Origin of the sequence: Colwellia chukchiensis, assembly GCF_002104455.1 — a bacterium.
In the GTDB taxonomy this organism is placed as follows: domain Bacteria; phylum Pseudomonadota; class Gammaproteobacteria; order Enterobacterales; family Alteromonadaceae; genus Cognaticolwellia; species Cognaticolwellia chukchiensis.
Map to the genome: position 1 here is coordinate 94071 of NZ_NBOC01000008.1, position 26224 is coordinate 120294.

The following is a 26224-nucleotide window of genomic DNA, read 5'->3' on the forward strand; positions in this document are numbered from 1 at the left end:
TAATGCTACCGTGCTTAGTCATCGTTAAGTTAACTTAAAAAGTTACTTTTGCTCTAAGGTAGGCAATGCGTCCTCTGGGATCATGCGTTTGTCCATCATAAGCAATACGAGTATCTACTGCAGGCGGCTCTTTATCAAATAAATTATTCACACCTAGCGTAAAACTCGTTGTGGTATTCATAACATCATCTAAAACAATAGTATATTGCGCGTCAACTAAGGTTTGACTATCAATATCTTCACCTAACTCGTCTGGCGTATCATCACGGTAATCACTAATATAGCGCAGCGATAAACCCGCCATATGATTTTCGCTAATCCAGCTCATGCCAACATTCGCTCTTAATTCTGGAATAGCACCAAAGCCAATAAACCTATTACGGTTACCGGCACCATCAAAAGCGGTACCTGAGTTATCTAGAGCAATATCAAATTTAGTGATATACGTTGCATTACCGTTTAAGCGAAGTTCGCCGTCAAAGACATCATCAATACGATATTGTCCGGTCCAGTCCAAGCCTGTCGCTTTAACTTCGCCAACATTAACAAAGCTTGACGTAACACTGTTTAACTGACCCGCGGCATCACGCACCACTCGACTATCGGGCTTAAACGTACCGCTTAAACACTCGCCATCAACAATGGTTTGAAAATCATCACCGGTTTGAATCAAGTCTTCATACTGATAAACAAAGTAATCTAACGATGTAGTAAAACCATTGTCGCCTTCGTAGACTAATCCTAAGTTATAGTTAGTCGAACTTTGCGGTTTTAAGTCTCGCCCTAAGGTGATTTGTGCTGCGTTGAGTGCGTCTGCGTCAGCTTTACAAGGATCACCAGCTTTTATGCCATTAGCTAAATCATCTAAGGCACCAGAGCCCACCGCACCTGACGTGTTTCTGATGGATGGCGCTTGGAATGACGTGCCCCATGAACCACGTAATAATACGTTGTCAGTGGCTTGATATTTAACACCAACTTTAGGATCGGTTGTATCGCCCCCCTCATCCTTACCGTAATCTTCATAACGCAAGGCTAATTGAATTTCCAAGTCATCTGATGCTGGGATTAACGCCTCGGTATATACGGCATAGACATCTTGCTTCGCATCAATAATAGAAAATACCGGATCGGCACGACCGTCTAAACGAAACTCAGAAAGACTATCAGCAATATCTGAATAGGTGAATTCACGCCATTGCGCACCAAACGCCATAGAAACAAAATTGCCATTGCTTAATTCAAAAACATCACCACTCACCGTTGCTTCAGCGACTTTTTGCACTGATTCGGTAACGAAAGTTCGATTTGAAGAGAATGACGCTAATGCAGCATCGCTATTACCTGAAACACTGACGCCATCTTTGACAGACACAGCGCTAGGGTTTGCATTGGCAAAGCCAAAGGGGTTCCACTGGCCAGAGGCGATAGCGCCAGCATATGCGTCTGCGTTATAACTTCTGGGTTGCCTGTCGGTCATTTTTGAACGGGCGTACATGTACGACATATCCAAATATAAATCGTCTGTTAACGCTATATCTAACCCCACTAAGGTACGGGTATTATCGAATTGACGCACAATATCAGCGGCGTTATCACCATCAAATGCTGACGTTAATGGCCGCTGACGCACAATAACATCCACGGCTTGGCTTGGATCGGCTGCAACGGCTGCTTCATCCCAAGCAATGCCACCACTGCCGTCGCTAACAAAATAGTTAAACGGGTGCGCTTCCGGTACTAAAAAGCCGCCATCGTGTGTGGTTGTTCTGAGCACCGCGCCACCGATAGCATCACGAATTTCATTGCTTGAGTAACTTAACTCTGAGTAAAGCTCGACATCGTCACTTAAGGCATAATCAAATTGGGTAAAAACTTGTAAACGACTTTCTTCGGCAATTAAGCGGCGTTGGTTAATGAAATTGTAGCGACAATTACTACCCGCAACAAAGTTTACTGGCCCTGAATCAGCACAATGTGGATCCGGTACAGTCGCCCCCGAGCGCGAATAATTGCCATCAGCGCCTAATTCCGCTAATTGGTAACGACCCGCGCCGGTGCCTGAATCAAATTGTGAATCGGTACTTAAACCATTACCGCCATTATTACTGCGCTGTTGAATGAAATCAAAGTCACCGCGAAAATTACCATCTTGTTGGTAATAGTTGATAAACGTTGAAAACTTGCCTTCTTCGAAAGCAGAGCCGATAGCAGCATTTAATTGATAGGCACTATTGCTTGAATCTCGCGCTTCAGCACCAATTTCAAAACCTTCAAAATTACTGCGCGTAATAATATTAACAACACCACCGACGGCCTCAGAACCATAGGTTGCTGATGCCCCATCCGTTAATACTTCAACGCGCTCAATCATATTCACTGGGTATTGATTGATATCAGTAAAAAAGAAGCCGTCATCACTGGCCACAGGTGATAAACCAGCACGACGTCCATTGACTAAGGTTAATGTACCACTGACACCTAAGCCACGTAAGCTAAACTGTGACAGACCTTGTCGTGAATTTTGGCTCGTTGACATCTCAGAGCCAGAGTTGACTGATAAATTTTTGAATAAATCTTGAACTTGCCCTGCACCGGCCATTTCAATAGCTTCAATTCCCATCACCTGCACTGGTGATGCCGATTCAATATCGATATTACTACTACGAATGTTTGAACCCGTTACTGTAATGCGCTCTGTTTTTTTCTCGACTCCCTCTTCAGCAAGCCCCGCACTGCTGAAACCAATTAAATTACTAATTATTGCTAATTGAATGCATCTTGTTATATGTGATTTTTGCATTTTTCTTACCCTAATTGTTTTTTACGAAATGATTAAAGCGAGATTCAAGAGCAACTTTAAAGAAAGCGATTTTTTTGCTTTACTACATCAATAAATCATTGGACTATTCTTTCACTTCCCCTATAGTATATGCAACTCAACTTTCAGTTACCTTTCAATTACAAATACTTTAATTAGCTGTATTTTCAAAAGGTTACACAATAAAAATTAAAACACATGAACTCAAATACATGAAAGCACTGGTTATTGAAGACAACGAAGAAATAGCAGATTGTATCCAGCAATCATTACAGCATATGAACATTACCTCAGATCATTTTCCGCTTGGAAAACTTGGCTTGAGCGCTGCTGATGTTAGCCAATATAATTTACTCATTTTAGATCTTAACTTGCCTGATATGGATGGCTTGAGTGTCTTAGAGCGTTTTAAGAAAATTCAGCCTGATACACCGGTATTAATTGTTTCGGCAAGAATTACTGTTGAAGCACGTGTCAAAGGCTTAGATTTAGGGGCTGACGATTATTTAATTAAGCCGTTTCAATTAGCTGAACTTGAAGCTAGAGTTAGAGCATTGTTTCGCCGCACCGCAAACGAGCGCTGCACACAAATAAAATTTGGCCACTTAGCATTTAATCAAAACACCAAAGAATATTGGTTAAAAGATCAGCCGCTAGAGCTAACGCCCCGAGAGCGCTCAGTTTTAGAATTATTGCTGCGAAAAAATGGTCGGGTCATGAGCAAAAAAAGTATCGCCGATCATATTTTTAATTTTGATGATGAGGCCGATATTTCTTCCATTGAAATTTATATTCATCGACTCAGAAAAAAACTCAGTAAATGCAATGTCGCTATTACCACAAAGCGAGGTTTGGGTTATTTGCTAACACAAACCTAACGCAATTATAACTATGCTTAAATCATTACAGTTTCGATTGTTAGCTTGGCTAATTGTGCCGCTGCTATTTATGTCCTTTGCGCACTTTGCCACCTCGTATCATGACATTCAAAAAAACACCCAGAAAATTTTCGATAAGCTTCTGATCACCCTAGCCATTAGTATATCGGAACATGCCATTTCATCAGACGGTGATTTACTCACTGAAGATGTCTTAGAGGTGATAAAAAACACCACCAACGATGAGCTCTATTACAAAGTTATCGGCCCAGATAACGCCTTTATCATGGGCTATGAAGACATTCCAGCGCCCATTGACGAATTCAATATTTTAGCTAGCAATGTGAAGTTTTACGATGCCACTTTTTTAGATCGACCGGTGCGGGTTACGGCGGTAAAAACACTGATTAATAATGACACTTATCAAGGCTGGATGACCACCTATGTTGCGCAAACCCTGCTTGATAGAGAAGAATACATGCAGGCTTTTTTAATCGATGATTTATACCGTATTGCAATTTTAATTATCATTACCAGCGTCTTATTATCGATTGGTGTCTCGCTCGCGTTACGGCCATTAAAAAAGGTACAACAGTCAGTACATAACCGCTCGCCTGCAGACTTACAGCCCATAAAACATGAAAACCTACCAAAAGAGATTGCCGGGCTTGTCGCTGAACTCAACGGTTTACTCGAACGACTGACCGCGCATTTAGCCTTTACTAAACGCTTTGTTGAAAATGCTGCCCATCAACTGAGAACGCCAGTAACGGCATTATTACCACAAACAGAATTAGCGCTAAGAAACGCCAAAAGTGATCGTGAACGTATTGCCTTTGATAAAATTAGCAAAAGCGCCACAAAGATTGCCCGTTTAACCAATCAGCTGCTTAATTTAACCTATGCTGAATCTATCTCGATTGGACAATATGACTTTCCGCCAATTGACTTAGCTGATGTCGCGAAAGAAACCTGTTACATCATTACCGACGCTTACCCTAACGCCAATATTACACAAGATATACAGCCTGCGCCTACGTTTGCCATAGCCATGCTTATTGAAGAAGTGATTAAAAATCTATTAGGCAATGCCATTAAACATGCCGGTGAAAACGTACAAATAATACTAAAAACCGAGCAACGCGATGGCTGCGCCGTGTTATCAGTAACAGATAACGGCAAAGGTATACCTGACGAATTTAAAGCAAAAGTAACCGAGCGGTTTTTTCGCCTAAAAAGTGACGCTAAAGGCTCAGGCTTAGGGTTAGCGATTGTCGCTGAAATTATTACCTCGCACCAAGGTAAATTAACTATTACCACGCCCAGTAATGGTCAAGGCACTTGTGTTGAATGTATATTTCCCAATAAACAATAAATGCTAACGCGCTGCCAACCAATGCGCTAGTGCCGTTAATGCACTGTGATTAATTTGTTCTGGGCGATAATAAAAATAATATCCTTGGTTGTCATTAACCACTGAACCTCCGATTTGATACAGTAACTTGGTTTTTAACATCGGCTTAACGAAAATACTTTGGCTCACTAATACGCCGACCCCAGAAGTTACCGCCTCTAATGCTTGTGCGCTATTAGGCAGCACTAAACGTTTGTCATGACTTGGCTGCTCAATTCCTAGCGCCTGACACCACGCTTGCCAGTCATTTTTTCTTAACTCACTGGCAACGTAAATAGCGGTATTTTCTTGTAACGCCTGAGCAATATTGCAGTAGGGTCGCTGGCTTAGTAATAATAATTCACTGCTTGAGACTTTATGCGAATGCAATTGCATAAAGTCTTTTTCAAGGCCGTAACCGACACCCGCATCAACGTCGAAGGGTAAATCGTCTATATCTGAAAAGTGTTCTGAAACCAGTCGAATATCAAGTGCTGGAAAAGCCATTTTCAGCTCATTTAGCTGCGGAATAAACCAACGCATTGCCAAACTTGTTACCATTTTCAAGGTCACAATATTGCTGCCCTCTCGCTGTTTAAAGCGCTGCGTGGCTAGCGATAAATGAGTTAATGCATCGTTGATTTCACGTACATATTCATCGGCATTTTTTGTTGGAGCTATATTTCGCCCGTCTTTCAATAGCACCTTATAACCTAAAACCTCTTCTAGTTGTTTAATACTTTGGCTTACCGCAGAATGCGTTAAGTTTAATGATTTAGCCGCTTGACTAATGCTTTTATGCGTTACAACCGCCTGCAAGGTTTGCAATGCCTTTAATGACGGTAATCTACGATAACTTTCCACACTATCCCTCATCAAATATGTAATAAAAACTTACACATTAAGTCAATAAAACTCGCTAGTTAAATAGCCTAACATCTATACAATAACAGTTATAGCGTAAGAAACACCAACCCAACCTGTAACAAAACCTAACACAGAGGTGATTTAATGACGATACCAAGCCACGCGAATGTGCTCGTTATTGGCGGTGGCAATGCTGGGCTTTGCGCAGCAATTGCGGCTCAGGAGGCTGGCGCACAGGTTGTTTTACTTGAACATTCTGATCAGCAAGAGCGCGGCGGCAACTCAAAACATACGCGAAATTTACGGGTAATGCATAATGCGCCAACCGCAACGCTAGACAACAGCTATTCTGCGCAAGAGTATCTTGATGATCTTTTAAAGGTGACCCAAGGTAATATGGATCAGCCGTTAACTGAGTTTATGATAGAGCAAAGTGCCACGCTATTACCCTGGTTACAACGCATGGGTATCCACTTTCAACCGTCACTGAGCGGCACACTGAGCTTAAGTCATACCAACGCCTTTTTCTTAGGCGGCGGCAAAGCGCTGATTAATGCCCAGTACCTAACGGCTGAGCGAATAGGGGTGAAAATATTTTATCATGCTGAAGTCACCTCAATTCATCTAGAAGACGGCGCTTTCAAGTCAGCAGCGGTAACTAATCGCGGCTTTAAGCAGACCATAACCGCCGATAGCGTTATTTTTGCCTCAGGCGGCTTTCAAGCCAATAAAGCCTGGATGAAAGAGATTTGGGGCTGCGTCGCTGACAATTTTATTATACGCGGCACACCTTTTAACCAAGGCACCGTATTAAAAAGCTTATTGGCTCAAGATGTTGCCTCGGTTGCGACACCTGAGCAATGCCATGCTGTTGCTATTGACGCACGCTCACCTAAGTATGACGGCGGCATAGTGACACGTATCGATTGCATTAGTTTTAGTATCGTGGTCAATAAAAACGGCAAACGCTTCTATGACGAAGGCGAAGACTTTTGGCCGAAACGTTATGCTATATGGGGGCGATTAGTTGCGCAACAACCTGAACAAATTGCCTATTCTATTATTGACTCACAAGTGACCGAGCAATTTATGCCGCCGGTATTCCCGTCAATGCAAGCGAACAGTATCGAAGAACTGGCGCAATTAATTGCCATTGAGCCTAGTGTGCTAACCGCTACCGTTACGCAATATAATAACGCCTTAGCATCAGATAAAAAAACGGCACAATACAACCCGAAAATATTAGACCAATGCCGTACGCAGGGGTTAACACCCGAAAAAACGAATTGGGCATTACCGATTAATAAACCACCTTATTATGTTTATCCATTAAGGCCGGGCATTACGTTCACCTACTTAGGCGTAAAGGTTAATAACAAAGCGCAAGTGCTGATGAACGACGGCACGGCAAGTAAAAATATGTATGCGGCCGGGGAAATTATGGCCGGTAATATTCTCGGCCAAGGATATTGTGCAGGTACAGGTATGACGATAGGCGCCGTCTTTGGTCGAATTGCAGGAGAAGCAGCAGCATGTCAGTTGAAAAAATAGCCATAGTTGAAATAGTTGATATAACAAACAACAACACGCCATCGACTGCGCTGGTTGAGGCTGAGCGTATCGCCAATATTTGTAACGCTTGTCGATACTGCGAAGGCTTTTGTGCGGTATTTCCAGCCATTACCCAAAGACGAAACTTTAATGAACATGACCTAGAGTATTTGGCTAACTTATGCCATAACTGTGGTGCCTGTTATCACGCGTGCCAGTATGCGCCACCGCATGAATTTAGTATTAACTTACCGCAAACCTTGGCCGAATTACGCGCAGAAACCTATCAAAAATATGCATGGCCGGTAAAGCTAGGCTCATTGTTTCATCGCAATGGTTTAATGGTTGCGATCGCTGTGGTACTTGCCATGATATTGCTACTGAGCAGCTTGCTGTTATTTCAAGACCGCACACCAGTTTTTACTCAACATTTAGGCGCCGGCGCTTTTTATCAAGTCATTAGCCATCAAGCAATGGTGGCATTAGCCGGCACAAGTTTTGGTTTTGCAATTATCGCGCTATTGGTCAGTTTTATTAAATTTTGTCGGGCAAATACCATTACGCTCGCCCATATATTTAGCAACAATGTCTTAGTCAAAGCGAGCTACGCGGCAGGCACACTGAAATATTTAGACGGTGGCAATGGTCAAGGTTGTCATACCAAAGACCAGTCGTTTTCAAATACGCGTCGATACTTTCATCACGCGATGGCGTGGGGTTTTGTGCTTTGCTTTTTAGCCACCAGTGTTGCGACACTCTTTGAATATAGCCTTGATATTATGTCACCGTTTCCCGTCATCAGCTTACCGGTTATTTTAGGCAGTTTAGGGGGGCTAGGGTTAATTGTCGGACCGCTAGGGTTAATTTGGCTGAAAATAATCACTGATCCTAAAATCATCTCTATTAAGTATTTGGGCATGGATTATGCGTTTTTATTATTGCTATTATGCATTAGCATCACGGGATTTTTACTGCTGGGCTTTAGATCGACGTCTGCCATGGGCATGTTACTGATAATACATCTGGGCTTTGTCTTCGCTTTGTTTTTGATATTGCCTTACAGCAAGTTTGTCCATGCGCTTTACCGTTTTGTCGCCTTACTCAAGTTTTACCATGAGCAAGCAGCCACAAAAAAATAAGCTTAACGCAAGCCGCTATAGAGTAAATAAATAAAATTGATGATAACGAGTATCGTTAAAAAATCGATCAGAAAGAGATGCATTTTATCGTCAATTTTATGCAATATAACTTTACCTATCCAATTACCGGGCATCATCAACATACCGACAATAATACCGAGTATTAATAAGTTAGGCGTCATCATCGCCGTCGAGCTAAACACCACGATTTTAGTGAAGTTCATCACTGTGGTGATCATCGCCATGGTGCCGACAAACGTCAGTCGACTAATGCCTATCCCTAGAACAAAAGGCGCAAGAAAGAAACTTGGGCCAATAACATTACCCGCTAAAGCGCCCCAAAAAACACTCGCGACAGATAGTACCTTAGGGCTTGTTTTGATGTTTTTATTGCGCGCATAATATTTAACGGGCAAAGAAAATATCAAAAAAGTCAGGAAAATAGCCGTGATCGTAAGGGGAGATAACAGGCTAAAGACATATGAGCCCAGAATTAACGTCGGTAAGCCTGAGAGTAAAACTCGCTTAACTATCTGCCAATCCGCATTAACCCAATACAAATAGGCCCGGCTGATTTGACTCAAAATCAAGCCCACCGTCATCACTGGGATTGCCGCTTTTATACCTATAATCTGCGTTAGTATAGCGGTCATCACTAGGCCGCCAGCCATGCCCGTAGCACCATGTAATATGCCACAAAAAAAGGCGGCTAGTATTACTACCAGCCACATCAACAGCGAAAGTTCGATTAACAACGCCTTAGCCTAGGTCGTAACTTTACGAGTCAGCATAGCGACTAACTTACTGCCAAATAGTGACAATACCAATAACACCAAAATAACCATAGTGACCGGTCGTTCGAGTATGTAGCTCCATAAACCGCCACTAATTTGATAAGAATAGATTAACGACTCTTCAGCCATACCGCCTAATAGCAGCCCTATTACGGCCGCGGGTACAGAATAATCAAAGCGTTTAAACAGCCAACCAATCAAGGCAAACACCATCACAGTAATGGGGCCCGTTAAATCACCGGTTAAACCAAAGGCGCCAAAAACCGACAATGACAAGACTGATGGTACTAAATAGTTCATCGGCACTTTCACCACATTCGCTAATAGTGGAATAAACATTAAGCCTAAAATAATCAGCAAAAATGCTTGGCCAAAGTTTGCAAAAACAATGGCGTACACGACATCAGTTTGTTCGCGAATAAACTGTGGGCCGCCGGTAATATTATGCATAGCAAAAGCGGCTAACATTACCGCTGTTGCACCGCCTCCTGGAATACCTAAGGCTAATAATGTCGCCATAGAGCCCGCTTCAGAGGTACTATTGGCGGCCTCTGAGGCAACAACACCAGCAGGGTTCCCTTTACCAAATGATTGTGGTTTTTTATCTTTGCGTTTAGTTTGAATATAGGATAATAAATTAGCGACTGACGAGCCCACGCCCGGCACAGCACCAACAAAAACACCAATAATGCTACCGCGCACTAACACCCAAGGATAGGTAAATGCCATTTTAAAACCGGCCAGTATTTCTTTTACACTGACTTTACGTAAAGCCTTATCGGTAACTAAATATTTAGTATTGACCAATTTAAATAACTCAGATGCCGCAAACATACCCATCATAGCGGGAATAGCGGGAATGCCATCGAGTAGGTAAACACTGCCGAGCGTGCCGCGAGTAACACCTGCTTCACTAAAACCTACCGTACCCACTAACAAGCCAATAAAGCCTGAAATAATCCCTTTGTTGATATTAACGCCACTTAAACTAGAAATGAGGGTAATGCCCCATAAAATAATAGCGGCCATTTCTGCAGGCCCTAATTTCAATACTAATTCAGAAATTGGCCCTATCAATAACAGCAGTAATGTATAACCAATGATCACCCCGATACAAGATGCCGCTAAACCTATGCCTAATGCGATATTATGTTTACCGGATCTCGACATAGGGTAACCATCAAATGTTGTCGCTATCGAGGAGGAAGTCCCGGGAATATTCATTAATATCGCGGGAATACTGCCCCCAAAGCCACCACCGGTAAAAATTGCCGTCAAAAACAGCATGGCTTGCATAAAGTCCATATATAAGGTGAGCGGTAAAAATATCGCCATTGCCATCGATATTTGCAAGCCTGGTATAGCGCCAAATATTAAGCCTATAAGAATGCCAGGGATAACAATTAGCCACAGTGAAAGATCAGAGAAAAGTAACGATAAGCCTGCATATAAGTCTTCAAAATTTATCATAAAAAGTGTCCTTAATAAGCTGTCGACAGCACAAGCATCGGCATGGGATAAGGCAACATGCCTGAAAAAAACAGTGATATTAGGGTGGCAAATGCTAGGCTATAACCAATAACCCATATTTTTCTGCGTTCGCCATGGAGCCACAAAAATAAGGCAATAAACAAAAAGGTCCCAACGTCGAAACCGAGCCACTTTAAGGTCAATACATAACCAATAAACAACAAAATAACCGGTAATACCGTTGTAACTGGATCTTGCTCTGTCACCTCATCAATCGCAAACATGCGAATAAATTCAATAATACATAGCACCAAGACAATGACCGTCACAGGGACAATTAAAATTAAGTTGGAAATATGACTAGACGCTGAATATGCGTCATAAGCGTACCAACACACTAATAAAAATAAACACGCTAATACAAATAAATCAGCTAACTTATGTTTTGATATGTTATTTTTCACCAAGCTATTCCTTACATCTTTAACAGGTAGGCGTATTTTTTAAATACTTCAAAATTAACTTTCATTAACTCTTCTGATTTTTCTGGCCCCGTCCATCGCCCTGAAATACTTGCACGCTTTAATAACGCTTGTAGTTCCTTATTTTGTAGGGTTCTTTCCATTGCGTCGGCAAGATAAGCAAAGCGTTCTGGGTATTTTTCTTTAAACGCTGTCGTGGTGGCGAAACCGCGGATAGTGCCTTGTAAAACCGGCACATCGACATTCATTGGAGCAACCGCTTTGCCAATAGCCATCGCGCCCCAGTCTTCATTGTCGCTATCACTGATAATCGCCAACGGTCTAATATATTCTCGAATACTTTCTGAGCCTTTAGCGCTGATGATAATAAAGTCAACAACACCTCCAGCAACCGCGGCACGGGCTTTACCGCCACTGTTGTAGGTCACTAAATTTAAATTTTCTTGTGGAATACCCGTGACATCGAGCAGTAATTTTGCGATTAAGTGCCCCCCTGAACCTCGCACGACGGCTGCTCGTACTGTTTTGGGTTTAGTGCGAATTTCTGCCATTAACTGCTGTAAGGTTTGATATTTACTCTCTTTGAATACCGCAATTAAATCTTCATCAAACCACTGAAAATTAAGATAGGCAAAATCTTCAATACCATAATCGGCATTGCCTTCTAGGATGGTATTGGTTAAATATGGATTAAAGCCAGAAGCAAAAATGGTATAGCCATCGTCGGGTTTATTCAGCACATAATTTGCCGCTATCAAGGTGCCGGCGCCTTTTTTATTCACCACCTGTACCGGCTGCCCTAACTCTTCGGCGTAATACTTTGACAGGCTTCTCGCCATTTGATCTGTACCACCACCGACACCAAAGCCCACCACCATAGTAATGGGCCTATTTGGAAACACGTCTTCACTTTCTTCTTGAGCAAATGCAATATGGCTAAAAAAAAGACAGTGGATAAGAGTTAAAGGAATGATTTTTTTATAATTGTGCTTAATCGCCAATAGCGTTGTTAACATTAGCCTATTCATATGGATACCTTACTGATGTTCAAGCTCAAGCACTAATGGCTCAAGTCCTTGCATTTGAATCGTGGATGCAGCGTCTTTCGATGATAAAAATCTGATTAAATGCTCTGCAGCTTGCACAGATAAAGAGCCTTTGACGATACCGGTGGAAAATATCGTTAATTTTTGAAAATCTGCCGGTATTTTTCCGGCAAACTTAGCGCCTTTTATCGGTAAAATTTCACTGACTTGTTGAAAGCCAATGTCTACTTCGCCACGGGCAACAACTGTCGCGACGCGTTCACTTAATATACGTTTACTTTTCCCCCTAATAGCTTGCCATATGCCAAGTTTAGGCCATAAATCCGTTGATAAATATGTACCACTGGCACTGGCTGAATAACCAATAGACTTGGCATTTAACAGCGTGTTGATAAATGCCTCATTACTACTGATATCTGGAACCCTTGCCCCCTCTTTAACCGCCATACCAATGGATGAACGCACTAAATCAAGCGCTGAATTTGGCAACACATAGCCTAACGACTGTAAATTATCTAATGAATTTTTGGATAAAATAATGACATCAAATTGTTGCCCATCGGCTAAGCGCACAGGAATAGAGTCAGGCGCGCCGCCTGATGACGACCCATAAGATGTGATTAATTTAATCCCCGTTTGCTGCTCAAATTTTGGGGCTAATGCTTTATAAGCGGTGGCAAATCCACCTGAGGTAATAACATGTAGTTGTTTAACGCTAGCTGCAGGAACTTCATTGCTGCAACCCGCGACCAAAAAAGCAATGACTAGCGCTAAAACATGATGCTTTATATTATTTAAGGTAATCTTTAAGTAAGTAACCATTTAACAACCACGACTTTATTATTGCTACCCGATAATGCTAACAAAGTTTTCTTTCAGACCGCTTTCATCAGTTATGATTGTTGATGGCATAAATAAATAGCATATCCGTAAACACTCCCCCCGTTAGGCATACAGGCAAGCGCCAAGGCCGAAACTAGCCTATTTTGGGCTTAGCTGCTGTTTATGGTTCAACGCCACTGACTTAGCCGACTTAACCTTAATGTCAGGCTAAGGCTATTGATTTAACAGCTATTTAATCGCTACACTGCAATGTCATATCAGCAAAAAAAATTTCGTTAATTCGTGTATTTTCTTATAACTACTTAACTAACTGAGCCAAATTTGCTAACTGAACTGCTATCAACTCTCCATTTTTCTTTCTCGGTCACCGGCCCCATTTTTATGATGGTGGTGTTAGGCGGCCTACTTAAACACTGCGGCATTATGGGTCAAGCCTTTGTCGATCAAGCCGCAATACTGGTGTTTAAAATATCGCTGCCAGTGTTACTGAGTATAAGTATGATAAAAACCGACATTGCTAGCGTTTTTGACCCGACAATTATTGCCAATGCGTCATTATCCACCTTGTTGGTCTTTATTTTGTTAACACTAACCGCCTTTGTTTTTGTTAAAAATCCGCGTGATAAAGGCGTCTATGTGCAAGGCGCTTTTCGAGGCAACTTAGCGATTATCGGTTTAGCGCTTTGTGTCAACTTATATGGTGAAGCAGCGATTGCCAAAGTCTCTATTGTTATGTCGATACTGTCGCTGTTGTATAACATTTTGTCTATTTACACCTTAACAACAACGCTAACGGAGAAAAAACTCAAGCTAATCAATATGATGGTAAGCATAGTTAAAAACCCACTCATCATTGGTATTATACTGGGTGTGATGATTAATTTACTGCCTATCCCCGTGCATCCGGTATTAATGCAAACAGCAGATTATTTAGGGCAACTAGCCTTGCCCTTAGCACTACTTTGCATTGGGGCTAGCTTGTCGTTTGCTAAGATGAAAGACAGAAAAATGCTGGCCTCGGTAGCTGTGATAGCTAAGTTGATCGTCAGCCCTATGATCATCACGACTATCGGTTATCTGAGTGGTTTTTCAAAAATGGATTTGGGGATTTTATTTCTTATGTCGAGTACGCCAACGGCGGCGGCGAGCTATATCATGGTGAAAGCGATGAAAGGTAATGAAGCATTGGCCGCTAACATTATTGTTATAAGCACCGTCGCGTCATTATTTACCGTCAGTATTGGCTTAGCGATATTGAAATCTTTCGCATTAATTTAGTACTAGCATAATAGCTAGCTTTAGCTCGAAAAAGTGTCAGGTATTGTCCTATTAACGCTTTCGCCAGTAAAAAGATATTAATATCTTTTTACTGGCGAAAAAAAATCTCTCAGCGCTTTACGATGAGAGATTTAATACTTTACTTTACGTGCTTAACGTAAGCTTTAAAGACCATTGATTACCTGGATATGCCCTTACTTATGACACATTCATGTGCAACCTATCGTCATTAAAATTTATAGTTTACACCCGCGTAATAGGCGCGACCTAATAACGAGTAATTTAGACGATCCCAGTTAGTAAACGGATTATCTAACCAAGTTTCATCAGTCACGTTATTAACACCTAAGTAAACATTAGCTTCTGGTGTGATGTCATAACCAACCCAGAAATTATGCACAACTGAGTTTCTAATGTTCTGGTTTTGGTAACGATCAGGGTTTAAATCAGCGTAAAATGGTCCACCTTGAGTAAATTTAGTGGTCCAACGCACACTGATGTCATCGACTGAGTATGTCGCCATCACGTCAGCTTTCCATTTCGGCGCTCCTAAGGTACCCAGTGACTCAGATTTAAGCGGCTTACCTTCAACAAAGTCGTACTCAGTATAGGATTTTTCTAATTGACGAGTGACGCCCATCGCAATTCTAAAGGTACCGGCTAAATCAAATGATTTTGCCATATCGATAGCATAGTCGGCTTCCACGTCAACACCGCGGCGACGTGAGTTATCAGCGTTTAAGAAGGTATCACGCACCGATAACACATCACCATTGCTCGCACGTTCAATTTGGCCACAATATTCATTGTTAATTGACTCTAAGTCAACACAGTTACTTAAGACACTGCTAGCACCAAAGCTAACAATAAGGTCTGATAAGTCAATATCATAGTAATCGATAGAGATTCTTAAGTTATCGACATCACTGGGTTGGAAAACAAAGCCTGCGGTCATGGTGGTTGCGGTTTCTTCACCGAGTTCCGTATTACCAGAACTAACAACCTTACCACGCTTGCCTTTTAGGTTTGAATCCCAGCCATCAGTGATCCCTAATGCCTGACAATTCGCCTTTCTGCGCCCATCTGACGGACCACCATCAATTTGATCAGAGTCACACGGGTCGGTTAAGTCGCTAAAACCAATTGAGGTGCCAGCAAACATTTCACCGAGCTGTGGTGCTCTTACCGCGCGAGAATAAGTACTTCTAAAACGGAAGTCATCATTAATCGCCCAGTTAACACCCAGCTTTGAGCTGGTAAAACTCGCTGACTCAGTTGAGTACTTAGCGTAACGCAGCGCACCTTCAATTTCTAAGCTTTTCGCAAAGGCCATGTCGCTCAATACTGGAATTAAAAACTCACCATAAACTTCTTTAATATTACGGCTAACATCGTCTATACCGGTCATTTGCGATGATAGTTTACCCGACGACCAAAGCTCAGACGGGCGATAATCTAAACTTTCATAACGCACCTCGATACCGGCACTCACTTGCACGCTACCGGCAGGTAATTCATAGACGTCACCAGAAAGGTTAGCGGCAAAGCCGTGACCCTTAACATCAGTGGTGGTGGTGTCGTGCGCCATAATGTAGTCAATAACTTCTTGTGAAGCCGGGGCTCAAAAGGGCTAAAGCTTGGACAATTGCCTTGCTCTGCACATGGTCCTATTAAGGTAAAGTTGCCACTGTTAAAGCGGTCATTGCGTAAGCCATTTTCTCGCTTAAGCTCTGCTTTAGTAAAGCCTGTGGTTAAATAAACATCCCACATCCAATTATCGTTTAAATCCCCTTCTAGGGTTAAACTGGTTGAGAAATATTCGCGCTCGTTTTTATGACCACGGCCACCGGCTTCATCAAAGGTATAAGGGATCAATAACCAGCTATCACCGTACGCGTCTAGGTTATCTTGTACTGAGCTTGGGATCGCAATACCATTAGCGGCTAAAGTATCGACATGCTGCCAAGTATCCCAAACAAATGGCGGATCAATTTCATCTTCAGATCTTGTTTTTGAGTACATGACATCGACGGCCACAGACATTTCATCAAAGGCATAGCCAAAACGGGCATAGGCATTGGTACGATCATAGGGGTTTCTTGCCATACCCCATGCTAACGGGTCAAAACCACTGCCGTCAGTTGCCAACCAACCATCTTGCGTATTAGCTGCTGGGGTTCGCAAAGAAGACTCACCGTTATTGATTTGGAACCAGTCAGCGCCGCCAGCGGCACCATTCCAAATGCCATAGACATTTTCATTAGCGCCAAACGATGGGTAAGTTAAGTCTGTCGCTATTATTTGATCTGGAATGCCATCATTAGGGCCAGTATCTTCAGGGTTTGGAATATAGCGCTTAGTATTCGCTGAGCCTGGACGGTCTTTATAGTACAAGGCACTTTGGTCAAAGTAGTCAACCGACATTGAAAAGTTACCACGACCATCGTCAAAGTTTAAACCGTGGGTAATGGTCATTGAGCGACTGCTTGCGCCGCCAGCATCTGTACCACCGGCTTGTGCACGTATTGCCGTGCCTTCAAAATCTTTTTTCAAGATAAAGTTAACTACACCAGCGACCGCATCAGAGCCGTAGACTGCTGAACCACCACCGGTTAACACTTCCACGCGCTCCACTAACTCAGTCGGAATAATACCAATATCAGTCAGCATGATATTACTGTCATTAGTAATAGATACAGGACGCTTACCATTAATTAGGTATAAGTGTACGTGTGGGTCCTAAATCTCGTAAGTCAGGCGCATTTATCCCTGAGTTACCAAACGAGTAGTTACCATCGGTGGCGTCAAAGCCCTTACCAAACTGTGGCATAGTCGATAGTAAATCATTGATATTTAACGCGCCGGACATTTGAATTGTCTCAGCGCTGATCACCGTTGTAGGGCTTGGTGCGTCAAATGTAGTTCGCGTTAAACGAGAACCCGTGACTTCAATTTTTTCAATATCGCCATCTAACTCCGCTTGCTCAGCTTCTTCGGCGTAAACGGGCACCGAGGTAACCGCGGCCGCAATGGCCAGCGATAGCATGTTTTTCCGAGCGAACAGCGAATTTATTTTATTGCTTTTGTTCATAACTTTTCCTGCGTTTTTTTAATTATTGTTTAAACATCGCACACTATAATATACTAAATATGCAATGCCAATATATTGCATACAATATATTGGCATTTTATCCAGAAATATCAAATAAACACGAAAAAATTAAGAGGAATAAAAATGAATAAAGTGTTGATGTTGTTGTTAAGTTTGCTTTTGTTGGGTTGCCAGTTAACCCCCAGCACAGTAAATAAAGGCGCAAATATCGAACGGGCACGATTATTTACTGCCACTACCTTAGCAAACAAAGCGCATAATTTATCATTGAGTCCTCAATGGTTAACCGATACTAAGGATGAATTTTGGTATGAGCGCTACTCGCAAAATAAAGGACAGCAGTTCATCAGAGTTGTTGACACCAAAAAGCATGCGCTGTTTAGCCAAGAAAAATTGCAGCAGGCACTCGTTGATGTTCCGCTAAACTGGCAAGATAAACCGCTACATAATGTGAGTTTTGATGGTAAAGCGCTGTCATTCTCTGTTGAGCAACAAGCTTATGATTGTGCTATTGATACCACGCCTTATCGCTGCACCTTAAATGACACGCCCCCAGAGCGCAGCGAGCGCTATTTATCGCCTAATGGCAAACACTTTGTCAAAGTTGAACACTATAACTTGTCACTTTGTCGCGCAGACACAGAAAGTTGCCAGCAATTAACTCGAGATGGCACAGAAAATACACCCTATGCCCTTAAGCACCCTTACCCTGAAACACTATTAGCAGCTAAAAATTTTGACTCGCAACAACATTTACAAGTTTATTGGTCTGACGATAGTCAATACTTAATTAGCTACAAACTATTTCGCGCTGGTGTTAATAAGCTTACTTTGACTGACAGTACCGCTGGCGATGACTTTAGCGTCGATACCGTCAGTTATTATTACCCGCAAGCCGGTGATGAAACCCTGCCAATGGCACAACTGTATTTAATTGACGTTGCTAAGCAACAAGGCACATTATTAGCCGCCCCCAAAGTGATGCAAACCTACTATGGCGGCGCATTATGGGGAAATGGCATAACGACGCGTTTTATTACCATGATCGACGTCGTGGCAACCGCGAATACCATTTACGCAAAGTTATAGCCAAAGAAGCCCGCGTTATTTCATTAATTAAAGAAACTGACGCAGAATTTATCGACCCTTGGGTACAAACCTACCAAAACTTGAGTCAAACTGAGCAGGTTATTTGGAGCTCACAACGCACGGGCTATCAACATCTTTACTTATATAACGCCAACAACGGACAGCTTGTTAACGCCATTACTCAAGGAGAGTTTACGGTAAGAAGTATAAAAGGCGTCGATGAAGCCAAGGGGCAGTTATATTTTGAAGCTTCAGGTAAAGAACCAGGCATAGACCCCTATTTACGTCATTTATATCGCGTTAATTTAGACGGCTTAAACTTAACCTTATTGACTCCTGAGCCTTATGAGCATCATACTTATTTGTCGCCAAACTTTCGCTATATTGTTGATAATTATTCTGACAGCCAAACGCCAACACAGTCTTGGTTGCGTTCGGCTAAAAGCGGAAAAAAACTGGCGTTATTGGATCAAGCCAATGTCAGTGCGTTAACCGCAATCGGTTGGCAAGCACCTGAGCCGTTTTCAGTGCTTGCCGATGACGGTAAGACGCCACTGTATGGTCTAATGTATAAGCCAAGCCATTTTGATGCGAAGAAAAGCTATCCCATTATTGATGATACCTATACTGGCCCGCACAACTTTTTTATCCCTAAGTCGTTTAATACCTTTAGCAACCAGCGCCCGGCTTTAGCTGAGCTAGGCTTTATTGTTATTAAAATGGATGGTCGTGGCACCAATAAACGCGGCAAAGCTTTTCATCGTCACAGTTATAAAAACCTAGCAGCCGGTACCGACGACCATGTTTGGGCCATTAAACAGTTAGCAAAACAACGCCCCTACCTCGATATTAACCGAGTTGGTATCTTTGGTTTTAGTGCCGGTGGCTATGACACCATGCAGGCAATGCTGCGTCATAATGACTTTTTTAAGGCGGGAGTAAGTGCCTCGGGTAATCACGACTTTCGCGTTGATAAAACCGGTTGGAATGAAATTTGGATGGGTTGGCCGGTTACCGAGCATTGGCAGCAGCAATCTAACTACACCAATGTAGAGCGCTTACAAGGTAAGTTATTACTTGCCCACGGCGAGTTAGACAGTAATGTTCATCCGTCAGCAACGCTGCGCTTAGTGGACAAGCTGATTGAGGCCAATAAAGATTTCGACCTACTCATTATGCCGAAAATGGGCCATGTCTTAGATGATAGCCCTTATTTTGTTGAAAAACGCTGGCAGTTCTTTATTAAGCACTTAATGCCATAAATACCGCGACTTAGTTTAATCCCCCTGATCAGACGCTACTTGTCAGACCCTAAAGGGGGATTAACGGCGTCATATACAACTGCAAAAGTGTACTAGCTGTGTTTATAACGCGATATGGCCCTGATTCGTTACCAATACACAATAAATGGCCAACTTGAGCGCTAGCCGATAATGCGCAATTAATTTGATTGCGCAAATACCTCTTTCACCAGCCTCGTATGTTTTATCGCTGACTAAGCCGACGCTTTTTTTCGCCATTTATGGCAAGAAAATGTTAACCTCACCTTTTTGATTATTTTTAGATATAAATTCATGACCGAAAAAACTATACCGCAAGCCCCAAAAGATACTTGGTTTAATCGATTTTTAGCTTCAGTTGAATTTTTGGGCAATTTACTGCCACACCCCATCACCTTATTTGCCTTATTTTGTCTATTTATTATTGTCTTTAGTGGTATTGCCGACTGGTTTGGCTTAAGCGCTATTGACCCGCGCCCCATTGGCGCCGCCGGCCGAGACCCTGATGGTGTGATTGAGGTAGTAAGCTTATTAAACGGTGAAGGGTTAGCAAAAATCGTCACCGGCTTAGTCACCAATTTCACCAACTTTGCACCATTAGGTACGGTTTTAGTGGCTTTACTTGGTGTCAGCGTTGCCGAGCACTCAGGGCTTTTGTCTGCCGCGCTACGCGGCATGGTGATGGGCGCGTCGAAGCGTTTAGTCACCTTTATGATAGTGTTAGCGGCCATTTTGTCTAATACCGCTTCTGAGCTTGGCTATGTGGTGTTAATTCCGCTTGCTGCCATGATCTTTCACAGCTTAGGTCGACACCCACTTGCAGGTTTAGCGGCAGCCTTTGCTGGGGTATCAGGTGGTTATAGCGCTAACCTCCTCTTGGGCACTATAGATCCTCTTTTAGCTGGCATTACCACACCAGCCGCACAGTTAATTGATCCAAACTATCAAGTTGGCCCTGAGGCTAACTGGTACTTTATGATGATTTCAACGTTTTTAATCGCGATTTTAGGCACGCTGATCACAGAAAAAGTGGTGGAGCCGCGCTTAGGAAAATATCATGATCATGAAGCCAGCGAGCCACTAGATGCCAATATTGAGCACCTTTCTGCACTAGAGCGTAAGGGTTTAGCTTTTGCTGGCATCACCTTCCTTGGCTTAGCCATTTTACTGGCGCTTACCATAGTGCCTGCCGACGGTATATTAAGAAATCAAGAAACTGGCTTAGTCAAAGGCTCGCCATTCTTAAAAGGTATTGTTGCCTTTATTTTTATCACTTTTGCCATCCCCGGCTTTGTTTACGGCAAAGTGGTAGGCACCATGAAAAACGATCGTGATGTGATTGATGCCATGAGCAAAAGCATGGGCTCACTAAGCATGTATATTGTGCTGGTATTTTTTGCCGCACAATTTGTTGCTTTTTTTAACTGGACCAATTTAGGCACCATATTAGCGATTAATGGCGCAGAACTATTACAAACGTTAAAAATGTCAGGCCCAGAAGTGTTTGTATTATTTATTTTAATGTGTGCGCTAATTAACCTTACCTTAGGCTCATCATCAGCGCAGTGGGCTGCTACCGCGCCAATTTTTGTGCCTATGCTAATGTTAATTGGCTATGCCCCCGAAACAATTCAGGCTGCTTATCGTATTGGTGACTCAGTGACCAACTTGATCACCCCCATGATGAGCTATTTTGGCCTGATCCTCGCGGTCGCCACTAAGTATAAAAAAGACATGGGGATAGGGACCTTAATCGCTACCATGCTACCTTACAGCTTGGCTTTCTTAGTGGGTTGGATAGCATTATTTTATCTTTGGGTATTTGCCCTAGGCTTGCCTGTTGGCCCTGGTTCGCCGATCTACTTTTAGCCACAGACGACATAGCATGCATCAGCTGAGACTAGGGTTTAATGCTGATATTAAGCTGCGCCTAGTCAGCCTCAACTAGCCTTTAAATGAAAGCCCGAATAATCATATTTGGGCTTTTTTTGTTAACGATTAACAATTGAGCTTAATAAGCTACGCATTATGGCAAATGCGCTTAAGTTTAAAGTCGTTTGTAAATTATGCCGAGCTAATACGCTATCGATAATATGCAAAACGCGTTGGATATTGCGCTACATCAATCACAGCGACTGGTTATAAAGTCCATTAACCCGAACTGAGATTAGCTAAGCAGAGGCGCTTGCTGACTGAAAACAAAAAAACCTGCCGAGGCAGGTTTTTTTAAATTTTAACGCTTTAAGAGACTTAATTATTTAACAGCCATTCACTCAGCAAGCGCACGCCAAAACCGGTGCCGCCAGCGGCTAGCTCATCCTTGCCTTTAGTTATCAGGGCATTGCCAGCAATATCAATGTGTACCCAACGGGTATCTCCGGCAAAGTGCTCTAAAAAGCTCGCAGCAGTCGTCGCCCCTGGTCCGTGAGAGCCAGTATTGGTTAAATCAGCAATGTCTGACTTTAATGCGTCTTTGTAGCCTAACGGTAAACGCCATAAGTTTTCGTTAACCTGCTTGCCGGCAAAGGTAAGTTGGGTGACTAATTCATCATCTTTTGAAAATACCGCTGCGTACTCGTTACCCACAGCTCTGACTTTAGAGCCGGTTAAGGTCGCCACATCTATCATGATCTCAGGCTTAAAGTGCTCGCGGGCATACCACATGGCATCACTTAGCACTAAGCGGCCTTCGGCATCGGTATTGAGTATTTCAACACTTAAGCCTTCAGCCGTGCGCACCACATCGCCTGGTGCAACGGCAAATTGCGATACCATATTAGCGGCCATGCCCATAACGGCAACCACGTTGATATCGGCTTTTTCTAGTGCCATGGCTTTAACTGTGCCTAATACTGCTGCCGCGCCAGCCATATCCGATTTCATGCGCGCAATCGATGCGCCGGTTTTAATGCTGTATCCGCCTGAATCAAAGGTAATGCCTTTACCCACTAAGGCGATTGGCGCAGCGTTTGAACCTCTATAATGTGCAACTACGAGGCGAGCACCTTGATCGCTACCACGGCCTACCGCTTCAAGTGCGCCCATACCAAGTGCTTGCAATTGTTTTGGCTCTAACACAGTAACGCTAACACCCAATGACTCTAGTTCTTTAGCGGCATTAGCAAAGTCAACTGGCGTCATGTGCGTGGCAACTTCAGAGGTTAAGTCACGCGCCAAAAACACGCCTGCTTGAATGTTCGCTAGGCGCTTATAGGCTTTTTTAGTTTTTTTAGTATTATCAACATCAAAAGTATAGTTAACGGTATTAGTACTAGGTTTTTGCTTGTACTTTTCAAAACGGTGGTCGCGCAAGTTAGCACCGTTGGCAAAGTTTGCTGCTAACGCTGCATTATTAACTGCGCCGCTAAGATCTTCAAAAACAACACTGGCTGATGCCACTTTATCACTTAATAAGCGCGCATGAATATTACCACCAAGTTTGGCACTACGGGCTTTGTCTAATTCTTTTTTCTTACCAGTTCCCACCACAAGTACTCGCTGGTAGTTGCTATTATGCGGAGCAATAACTTCAGCAACACTGCCATATTCGCCGCTAAAGTTTGCGATAGTTATGGTGCGCTGTAATTGTTGATTAAACTGTTTATTATAACGGTTAAATTGCTTGTTTTTACCGTCTTGACTATAAAGCAGCACTAATGTTTCGGCATCTTGGTTGATATTTGAAGAGAAACTAAACTCTGCTGCCAGACTCGGCATTACAACACTAAGTGCGATAGCTAACGAAGACGCTTTCATTATATTTTTCATTTTTTATCCTGCATGATAAACCCGCTGTTCAGCGAGCATTACTTTTAAATTTAATGGTTTTTCGAACTCACACTAAACTGCGTAACTAAACCCTTGCCTAAGATGATAAATTAAGCTTGATTTCGCTACTACCACGTTAAGTACAAAAACCTTACCTCAATACGAGTGGATAGCCATCGACATTGTAACTGCCCAATAAAATTTTACCAAGGTCATCGATCTCACATTAGCGAGCTCCCATCGATTCTAATGCAGAGTAAATGCTGAGTTTAGCTATCTTGAAACTGTGAAGGTCATAAGGCAAGGTGAGAGTTTTATTGCGCTTATGATTATCATCATTGCCAGCTTGGTTAGCGCTAAATTCAACCGAAGCCACAGCCATCGCAATATTCATGGTCTCTGTGATAAATGTTGCCAAACATGCACGAACAACTTGTCACGCCGCCTTTAAGCATGACAGCACAAGACATAAAGACCTGTGTATTTGACACGGCGTTAGTGCCAGCCAAAAACAAAAAACCTGCCGAAGCAGGTTTTTTTATTTAAAGCGTTAACTAGCTAAGGCTATTTATGCGCCGAGTAAATTGTTTAATTTACAGATTACCTGTTCCCGACGTAATCTAAGCACCTACATCCATGTAGGCAAGGCGCTTTATTTACGACGCTTAGTGTTTCTTAAACGAGTAATAAAGCAACGATGAAGTAGGCAATTTAATCAAGCATAAATTACATCATGCCGGGCATACCACCGCCCATACCACCCATGCCGCCCATATCAGGCATTGCCGGTGCGGCAGCATCTTTCACTGGTGCGTCAGTGATCATGGCTTCTGTGGTTAACATTAGGCCAGCTACTGAGGCCGCAAATTGTAACGCGCTACGTGTCACTTTCGTTGGGTCAAGAATACCCATTTCTAGCATGTCACCGTACGTGCTGTTACCGGCGTTGTAACCGTAGTTACCTGTGCCGCCGTTGCGTACTTCGTTTAATACCACTGACGCTTCATCACCTGAGTTAGTGGCGATTTGACGTAAAGGCGCAGACATCGCACGAATAGCTACGTTAATACCATGAGTTTGGTCTTCGTTGATGCCTTCCAGGTCTTTAATAGCATCAGCAGCACGAATTAGGGCAACACCACCACCGGCAACTACACCTTCTTCAACTGCGGCACGAGTTGCATGCAAGGCATCTTCAACGCGGGCTTTTTTCTCTTTCATTTCAACTTCAGTTGCAGCACCAATCTTAATTACTGCAACACCGCCAGCTAGTTTAGCTAAACGCTCTTGTAGTTTCTCTTTGTCGTAGTCTGAAGAAGAATCTTCAATTTGGCCGCGAATTTGCGCAACGCGTGCTTGAATTTCTGCTTCTTCACCAATGCCATCGATGATAGTAGTATTATCTTTTGAGATAACAACGCGCTTGGCTTGACCTAAATCTTCTAAGGTTGCTTTTTCCAGCTCCATGCCGATTTCTTCAGAAATCACCGTGGCTTTAGTTAGTGTCGCAATGTCTTGTAACATAGCTTTACGACGGTCGCCGAAACCTGGTGCTTTAACTGCTGCTACTTTAACAATACCGCGCATGTTGTTCACAACGAGTGTCGCTAGTGCTTCACCTTCAACGTCTTCAGCAATAATCAAGATTGGTTTACCTGCTTTCGCAACGCCTTCCAATGTTGTTAACAATTCACGGATATTAGAGATTTTTTTGTCCACTAATAAGATGAAAGGATTTTCTAATTCTACGCTGCCACTTTCTTGGTTGTTGATAAAGTAAGGCGATAAGTAACCGCGATCAAATTGCATACCTTCAACAACGTCAAGCTCATCAATTAAGGCTTGACCTTCTTCAACTGTAATAACCCCTTCTGTACCAACTTTATCCATTGCTGTGGCAATGATTTTACCGACAGTTTCATCTGAGTTAGCTGAAATAGTACCAACTTGTTCAATGGCTTTGTTGTCACTACATTCTTGCGATAAACCTTTTAAGGATTCAACAGCTGCAACAACAGCTTTGTCGATACCACGTTTAAGGTCCATTGGGTTCATACCCGCAGCGATTGATTTTAAACCTTCGTTAACAATTGCTTGTGCTAATACAGTTGCAGTTGTCGTACCGTCACCGGCTTCGTCATTGGCTTTAGAGGCAACTTCTTTCACCATTTGTGCGCCCATGTTTTCGAACTTATCTTCTAATTCGATTTCTTTAGCAACTGATACACCATCTTTAGTGATCGTTGGTCCGCCAAATGACTTGTCTAACACTACATTACGACCTTTCGGGCCTAAAGTAACTTTTACCGCATCTGCAAGTACGTTAACGCCTTTAAGCATTTTTACGCGTGCGTCATTACCAAATAATACGTCTTTTGCTGCCATTTTCATGACTCCTTATAAACTGTTTTGT

General features: G+C 42.7%; 20 protein-coding genes. 8 read left to right on the forward strand and 12 right to left on the reverse strand.

Features of this window, described 5'->3' with window-relative positions:
* Positions 1-34: 34 nt before the first annotated feature.
* A complete protein-coding gene (locus B6K83_RS10655) occupies positions 35-2803 on the reverse strand; it encodes a TonB-dependent receptor (RefSeq protein WP_085284900.1) in 2769 nt (922 codons plus the stop codon).
* A gap of 230 nt (positions 2804-3033) precedes the next feature.
* On the opposite strand from B6K83_RS10655, the gene B6K83_RS10660 reads away from it, so the two are divergent.
* A complete protein-coding gene (locus B6K83_RS10660) occupies positions 3034-3699 on the forward strand; it encodes a response regulator transcription factor (protein ID WP_085284901.1) in 666 nt (221 codons plus the stop codon).
* A gap of 13 nt (positions 3700-3712) precedes the next feature.
* Positions 3713-5074 carry a sensor histidine kinase gene (locus B6K83_RS10665; RefSeq protein ID WP_085284902.1) on the forward strand — a complete coding sequence of 454 codons (1362 nt, stop codon included), beginning with the start codon at positions 3713-3715 and terminating at the stop codon, positions 5072-5074.
* Positions 5075-5077: 3 nt separating this feature from the next.
* Here B6K83_RS10665 and B6K83_RS10670 read toward each other — a convergent pair whose 3' ends face one another.
* Positions 5078-5956, reverse strand: coding sequence for a LysR family transcriptional regulator (locus B6K83_RS10670; protein WP_158088339.1), 879 nt, complete (start codon positions 5954-5956; stop codon positions 5078-5080).
* A gap of 147 nt (positions 5957-6103) precedes the next feature.
* On the opposite strand from B6K83_RS10670, the gene tcuA reads away from it, so the two are divergent.
* Both tcuA and tcuB read left to right on the forward strand, forming a co-directional pair.
* Positions 6104-7510: an FAD-dependent tricarballylate dehydrogenase TcuA gene (gene tcuA, locus B6K83_RS10675; RefSeq protein ID WP_085284904.1), complete on the forward strand. Its 1407-nt coding sequence runs from the start codon at positions 6104-6106 to the stop codon at positions 7508-7510.
* The gene (gene tcuB, locus B6K83_RS10680; RefSeq protein WP_085284905.1) at positions 7492-8649 is read left to right on the forward strand and encodes a tricarballylate utilization 4Fe-4S protein TcuB; all 1158 of its coding nucleotides are present in this window, start codon (positions 7492-7494) and stop codon (positions 8647-8649) included. Before tcuA ends, tcuB begins: the two co-directional genes overlap by 19 nt.
* A 2-nt stretch (positions 8650-8651) precedes the next feature.
* On the opposite strand, the gene B6K83_RS10685 is transcribed toward tcuB, so the two are convergent.
* Genes B6K83_RS10685 through B6K83_RS10705 form a run of 5 tightly spaced genes read right to left on the reverse strand, consistent with a single transcriptional unit; the run spans position 8652 to position 13263 of the window.
* Entirely contained in the window at positions 8652-9404 is a 753-nt protein-coding gene (locus B6K83_RS10685; RefSeq protein ID WP_139175537.1) for a sulfite exporter TauE/SafE family protein, read from the reverse strand.
* 9 nt (positions 9405-9413) lie between these two features.
* On the reverse strand, positions 9414-10913 hold the full coding sequence (locus B6K83_RS10690; RefSeq protein WP_085284907.1) for a tripartite tricarboxylate transporter permease: 1500 nt from the start codon (positions 10911-10913) through the stop codon (positions 9414-9416).
* Positions 10914-10924: 11 nt separating this feature from the next.
* A complete protein-coding gene (locus tag B6K83_RS10695; RefSeq protein WP_198951679.1) occupies positions 10925-11377 on the reverse strand; it encodes a tripartite tricarboxylate transporter TctB family protein in 453 nt (150 codons plus the stop codon).
* A gap of 11 nt (positions 11378-11388) precedes the next feature.
* A complete protein-coding gene (locus tag B6K83_RS10700) occupies positions 11389-12423 on the reverse strand; it encodes a tripartite tricarboxylate transporter substrate-binding protein (protein ID WP_198951680.1) in 1035 nt (344 codons plus the stop codon).
* 9 nt (positions 12424-12432) lie between these two features.
* Positions 12433-13263 carry a substrate-binding domain-containing protein gene (locus B6K83_RS10705; protein WP_085284908.1) on the reverse strand — a complete coding sequence of 277 codons (831 nt, stop codon included), beginning with the start codon at positions 13261-13263 and terminating at the stop codon, positions 12433-12435.
* Between the two features lie 342 nt (positions 13264-13605).
* Between B6K83_RS10705 and B6K83_RS10710 the strand changes: the two genes are divergently transcribed.
* Complete coding sequence (locus B6K83_RS10710; RefSeq protein WP_139175535.1) at positions 13606-14562, forward strand: AEC family transporter; 957 nt, start codon at positions 13606-13608, stop codon at positions 14560-14562.
* A gap of 229 nt (positions 14563-14791) precedes the next feature.
* Here the strand turns inward: B6K83_RS10710 and B6K83_RS10715 are convergent, their stop codons facing one another.
* Genes B6K83_RS10715 through B6K83_RS10725 form a run of 3 tightly spaced genes read right to left on the reverse strand, consistent with a single transcriptional unit; the run spans position 14792 to position 17653 of the window.
* Complete coding sequence (locus tag B6K83_RS10715) at positions 14792-16150, reverse strand: TonB-dependent receptor domain-containing protein (RefSeq protein ID WP_085284910.1); 1359 nt, start codon at positions 16148-16150, stop codon at positions 14792-14794.
* The gene (locus B6K83_RS10720; protein WP_233143950.1) at positions 16051-17232 is read right to left on the reverse strand and encodes a TonB-dependent receptor; all 1182 of its coding nucleotides are present in this window, start codon (positions 17230-17232) and stop codon (positions 16051-16053) included. Before B6K83_RS10720 ends, B6K83_RS10715 begins: the two co-directional genes overlap by 100 nt.
* Positions 17233-17272: 40 nt before the next feature.
* The gene (locus tag B6K83_RS10725) at positions 17273-17653 is read right to left on the reverse strand and encodes a TonB-dependent receptor plug domain-containing protein (RefSeq protein WP_085284912.1); all 381 of its coding nucleotides are present in this window, start codon (positions 17651-17653) and stop codon (positions 17273-17275) included.
* A 144-nt stretch (positions 17654-17797) separates the two neighbouring features.
* Here B6K83_RS10725 and B6K83_RS10730 point away from each other — a divergent pair, with 144 nt between their 5' ends.
* The 3 genes from B6K83_RS10730 to B6K83_RS10740 all read left to right on the forward strand — a co-directional run bounded on the left by B6K83_RS10730 (position 17798) and on the right by B6K83_RS10740 (position 21912).
* Positions 17798-18763: a DPP IV N-terminal domain-containing protein gene (locus B6K83_RS10730; RefSeq protein WP_085284913.1), complete on the forward strand. Its 966-nt coding sequence runs from the start codon at positions 17798-17800 to the stop codon at positions 18761-18763.
* Positions 18682-20025 (forward strand): S9 family peptidase, encoded by a 1344-nt coding sequence (locus B6K83_RS18655; RefSeq protein WP_085284914.1) that lies wholly within the window; start codon positions 18682-18684, stop codon positions 20023-20025. The genes B6K83_RS10730 and B6K83_RS18655 overlap by 82 nt, the downstream gene beginning before the upstream one ends.
* 312 nt (positions 20026-20337) lie before the next feature.
* Positions 20338-21912: an AbgT family transporter gene (locus B6K83_RS10740; RefSeq protein ID WP_085284915.1), complete on the forward strand. Its 1575-nt coding sequence runs from the start codon at positions 20338-20340 to the stop codon at positions 21910-21912.
* A 381-nt stretch (positions 21913-22293) separates the two neighbouring features.
* On the opposite strand, the gene B6K83_RS10745 is transcribed toward B6K83_RS10740, so the two are convergent.
* Both B6K83_RS10745 and groL read right to left on the reverse strand, forming a co-directional pair.
* Positions 22294-23811, reverse strand: coding sequence for a leucyl aminopeptidase (locus B6K83_RS10745; RefSeq protein WP_085284916.1), 1518 nt, complete (start codon positions 23809-23811; stop codon positions 22294-22296).
* A gap of 726 nt (positions 23812-24537) precedes the next feature.
* Positions 24538-26196 (reverse strand): chaperonin GroEL, encoded by a 1659-nt coding sequence (groL, locus tag B6K83_RS10750; protein WP_085284917.1) that lies wholly within the window; start codon positions 26194-26196, stop codon positions 24538-24540.
* Positions 26197-26224 lie beyond the last annotated feature (28 nt).

Coding starts and splice junctions, on each gene's coding strand:
- B6K83_RS10655 (WP_085284900.1), bottom strand. CDS start 2,803: ATGCAAAAATCACATATAACAAGATGCATTCAATTAGCAATAATTAGT.
- B6K83_RS10660 (WP_085284901.1), top strand. CDS start 3,034: ATGAAAGCACTGGTTATTGAAGACAACGAAGAAATAGCAGATTGTATC.
- B6K83_RS10665 (WP_085284902.1), top strand. CDS start 3,713: ATGCTTAAATCATTACAGTTTCGATTGTTAGCTTGGCTAATTGTGCCG.
- tcuA (WP_085284904.1), top strand. CDS start 6,104: ATGACGATACCAAGCCACGCGAATGTGCTCGTTATTGGCGGTGGCAAT.
- tcuB (WP_085284905.1), top strand. CDS start 7,492: ATGTCAGTTGAAAAAATAGCCATAGTTGAAATAGTTGATATAACAAAC.
- B6K83_RS10690 (WP_085284907.1), bottom strand. CDS start 10,913: ATGATAAATTTTGAAGACTTATATGCAGGCTTATCGTTACTTTTCTCT.
- B6K83_RS10700 (WP_198951680.1), bottom strand. CDS start 12,423: ATGAATAGGCTAATGTTAACAACGCTATTGGCGATTAAGCACAATTAT.
- B6K83_RS10705 (WP_085284908.1), bottom strand. CDS start 13,263: ATGGTTACTTACTTAAAGATTACCTTAAATAATATAAAGCATCATGTT.
- B6K83_RS10715 (WP_085284910.1), bottom strand. CDS start 16,150: ATGGCGCACGACACCACCACCACTGATGTTAAGGGTCACGGCTTTGCC.
- B6K83_RS10720 (WP_233143950.1), bottom strand. CDS start 17,232: ATGCTGACTGATATTGGTATTATTCCGACTGAGTTAGTGGAGCGCGTG.
- B6K83_RS10725 (WP_085284912.1), bottom strand. CDS start 17,653: ATGAACAAAAGCAATAAAATAAATTCGCTGTTCGCTCGGAAAAACATG.
- B6K83_RS10730 (WP_085284913.1), top strand. CDS start 17,798: ATGAATAAAGTGTTGATGTTGTTGTTAAGTTTGCTTTTGTTGGGTTGC.
- B6K83_RS18655 (WP_085284914.1), top strand. CDS start 18,682: ATGGGGAAATGGCATAACGACGCGTTTTATTACCATGATCGACGTCGT.
- B6K83_RS10740 (WP_085284915.1), top strand. CDS start 20,338: ATGACCGAAAAAACTATACCGCAAGCCCCAAAAGATACTTGGTTTAAT.
- B6K83_RS10745 (WP_085284916.1), bottom strand. CDS start 23,811: ATGAAAAATATAATGAAAGCGTCTTCGTTAGCTATCGCACTTAGTGTT.
- groL (WP_085284917.1), bottom strand. CDS start 26,196: ATGGCAGCAAAAGACGTATTATTTGGTAATGACGCACGCGTAAAAATG.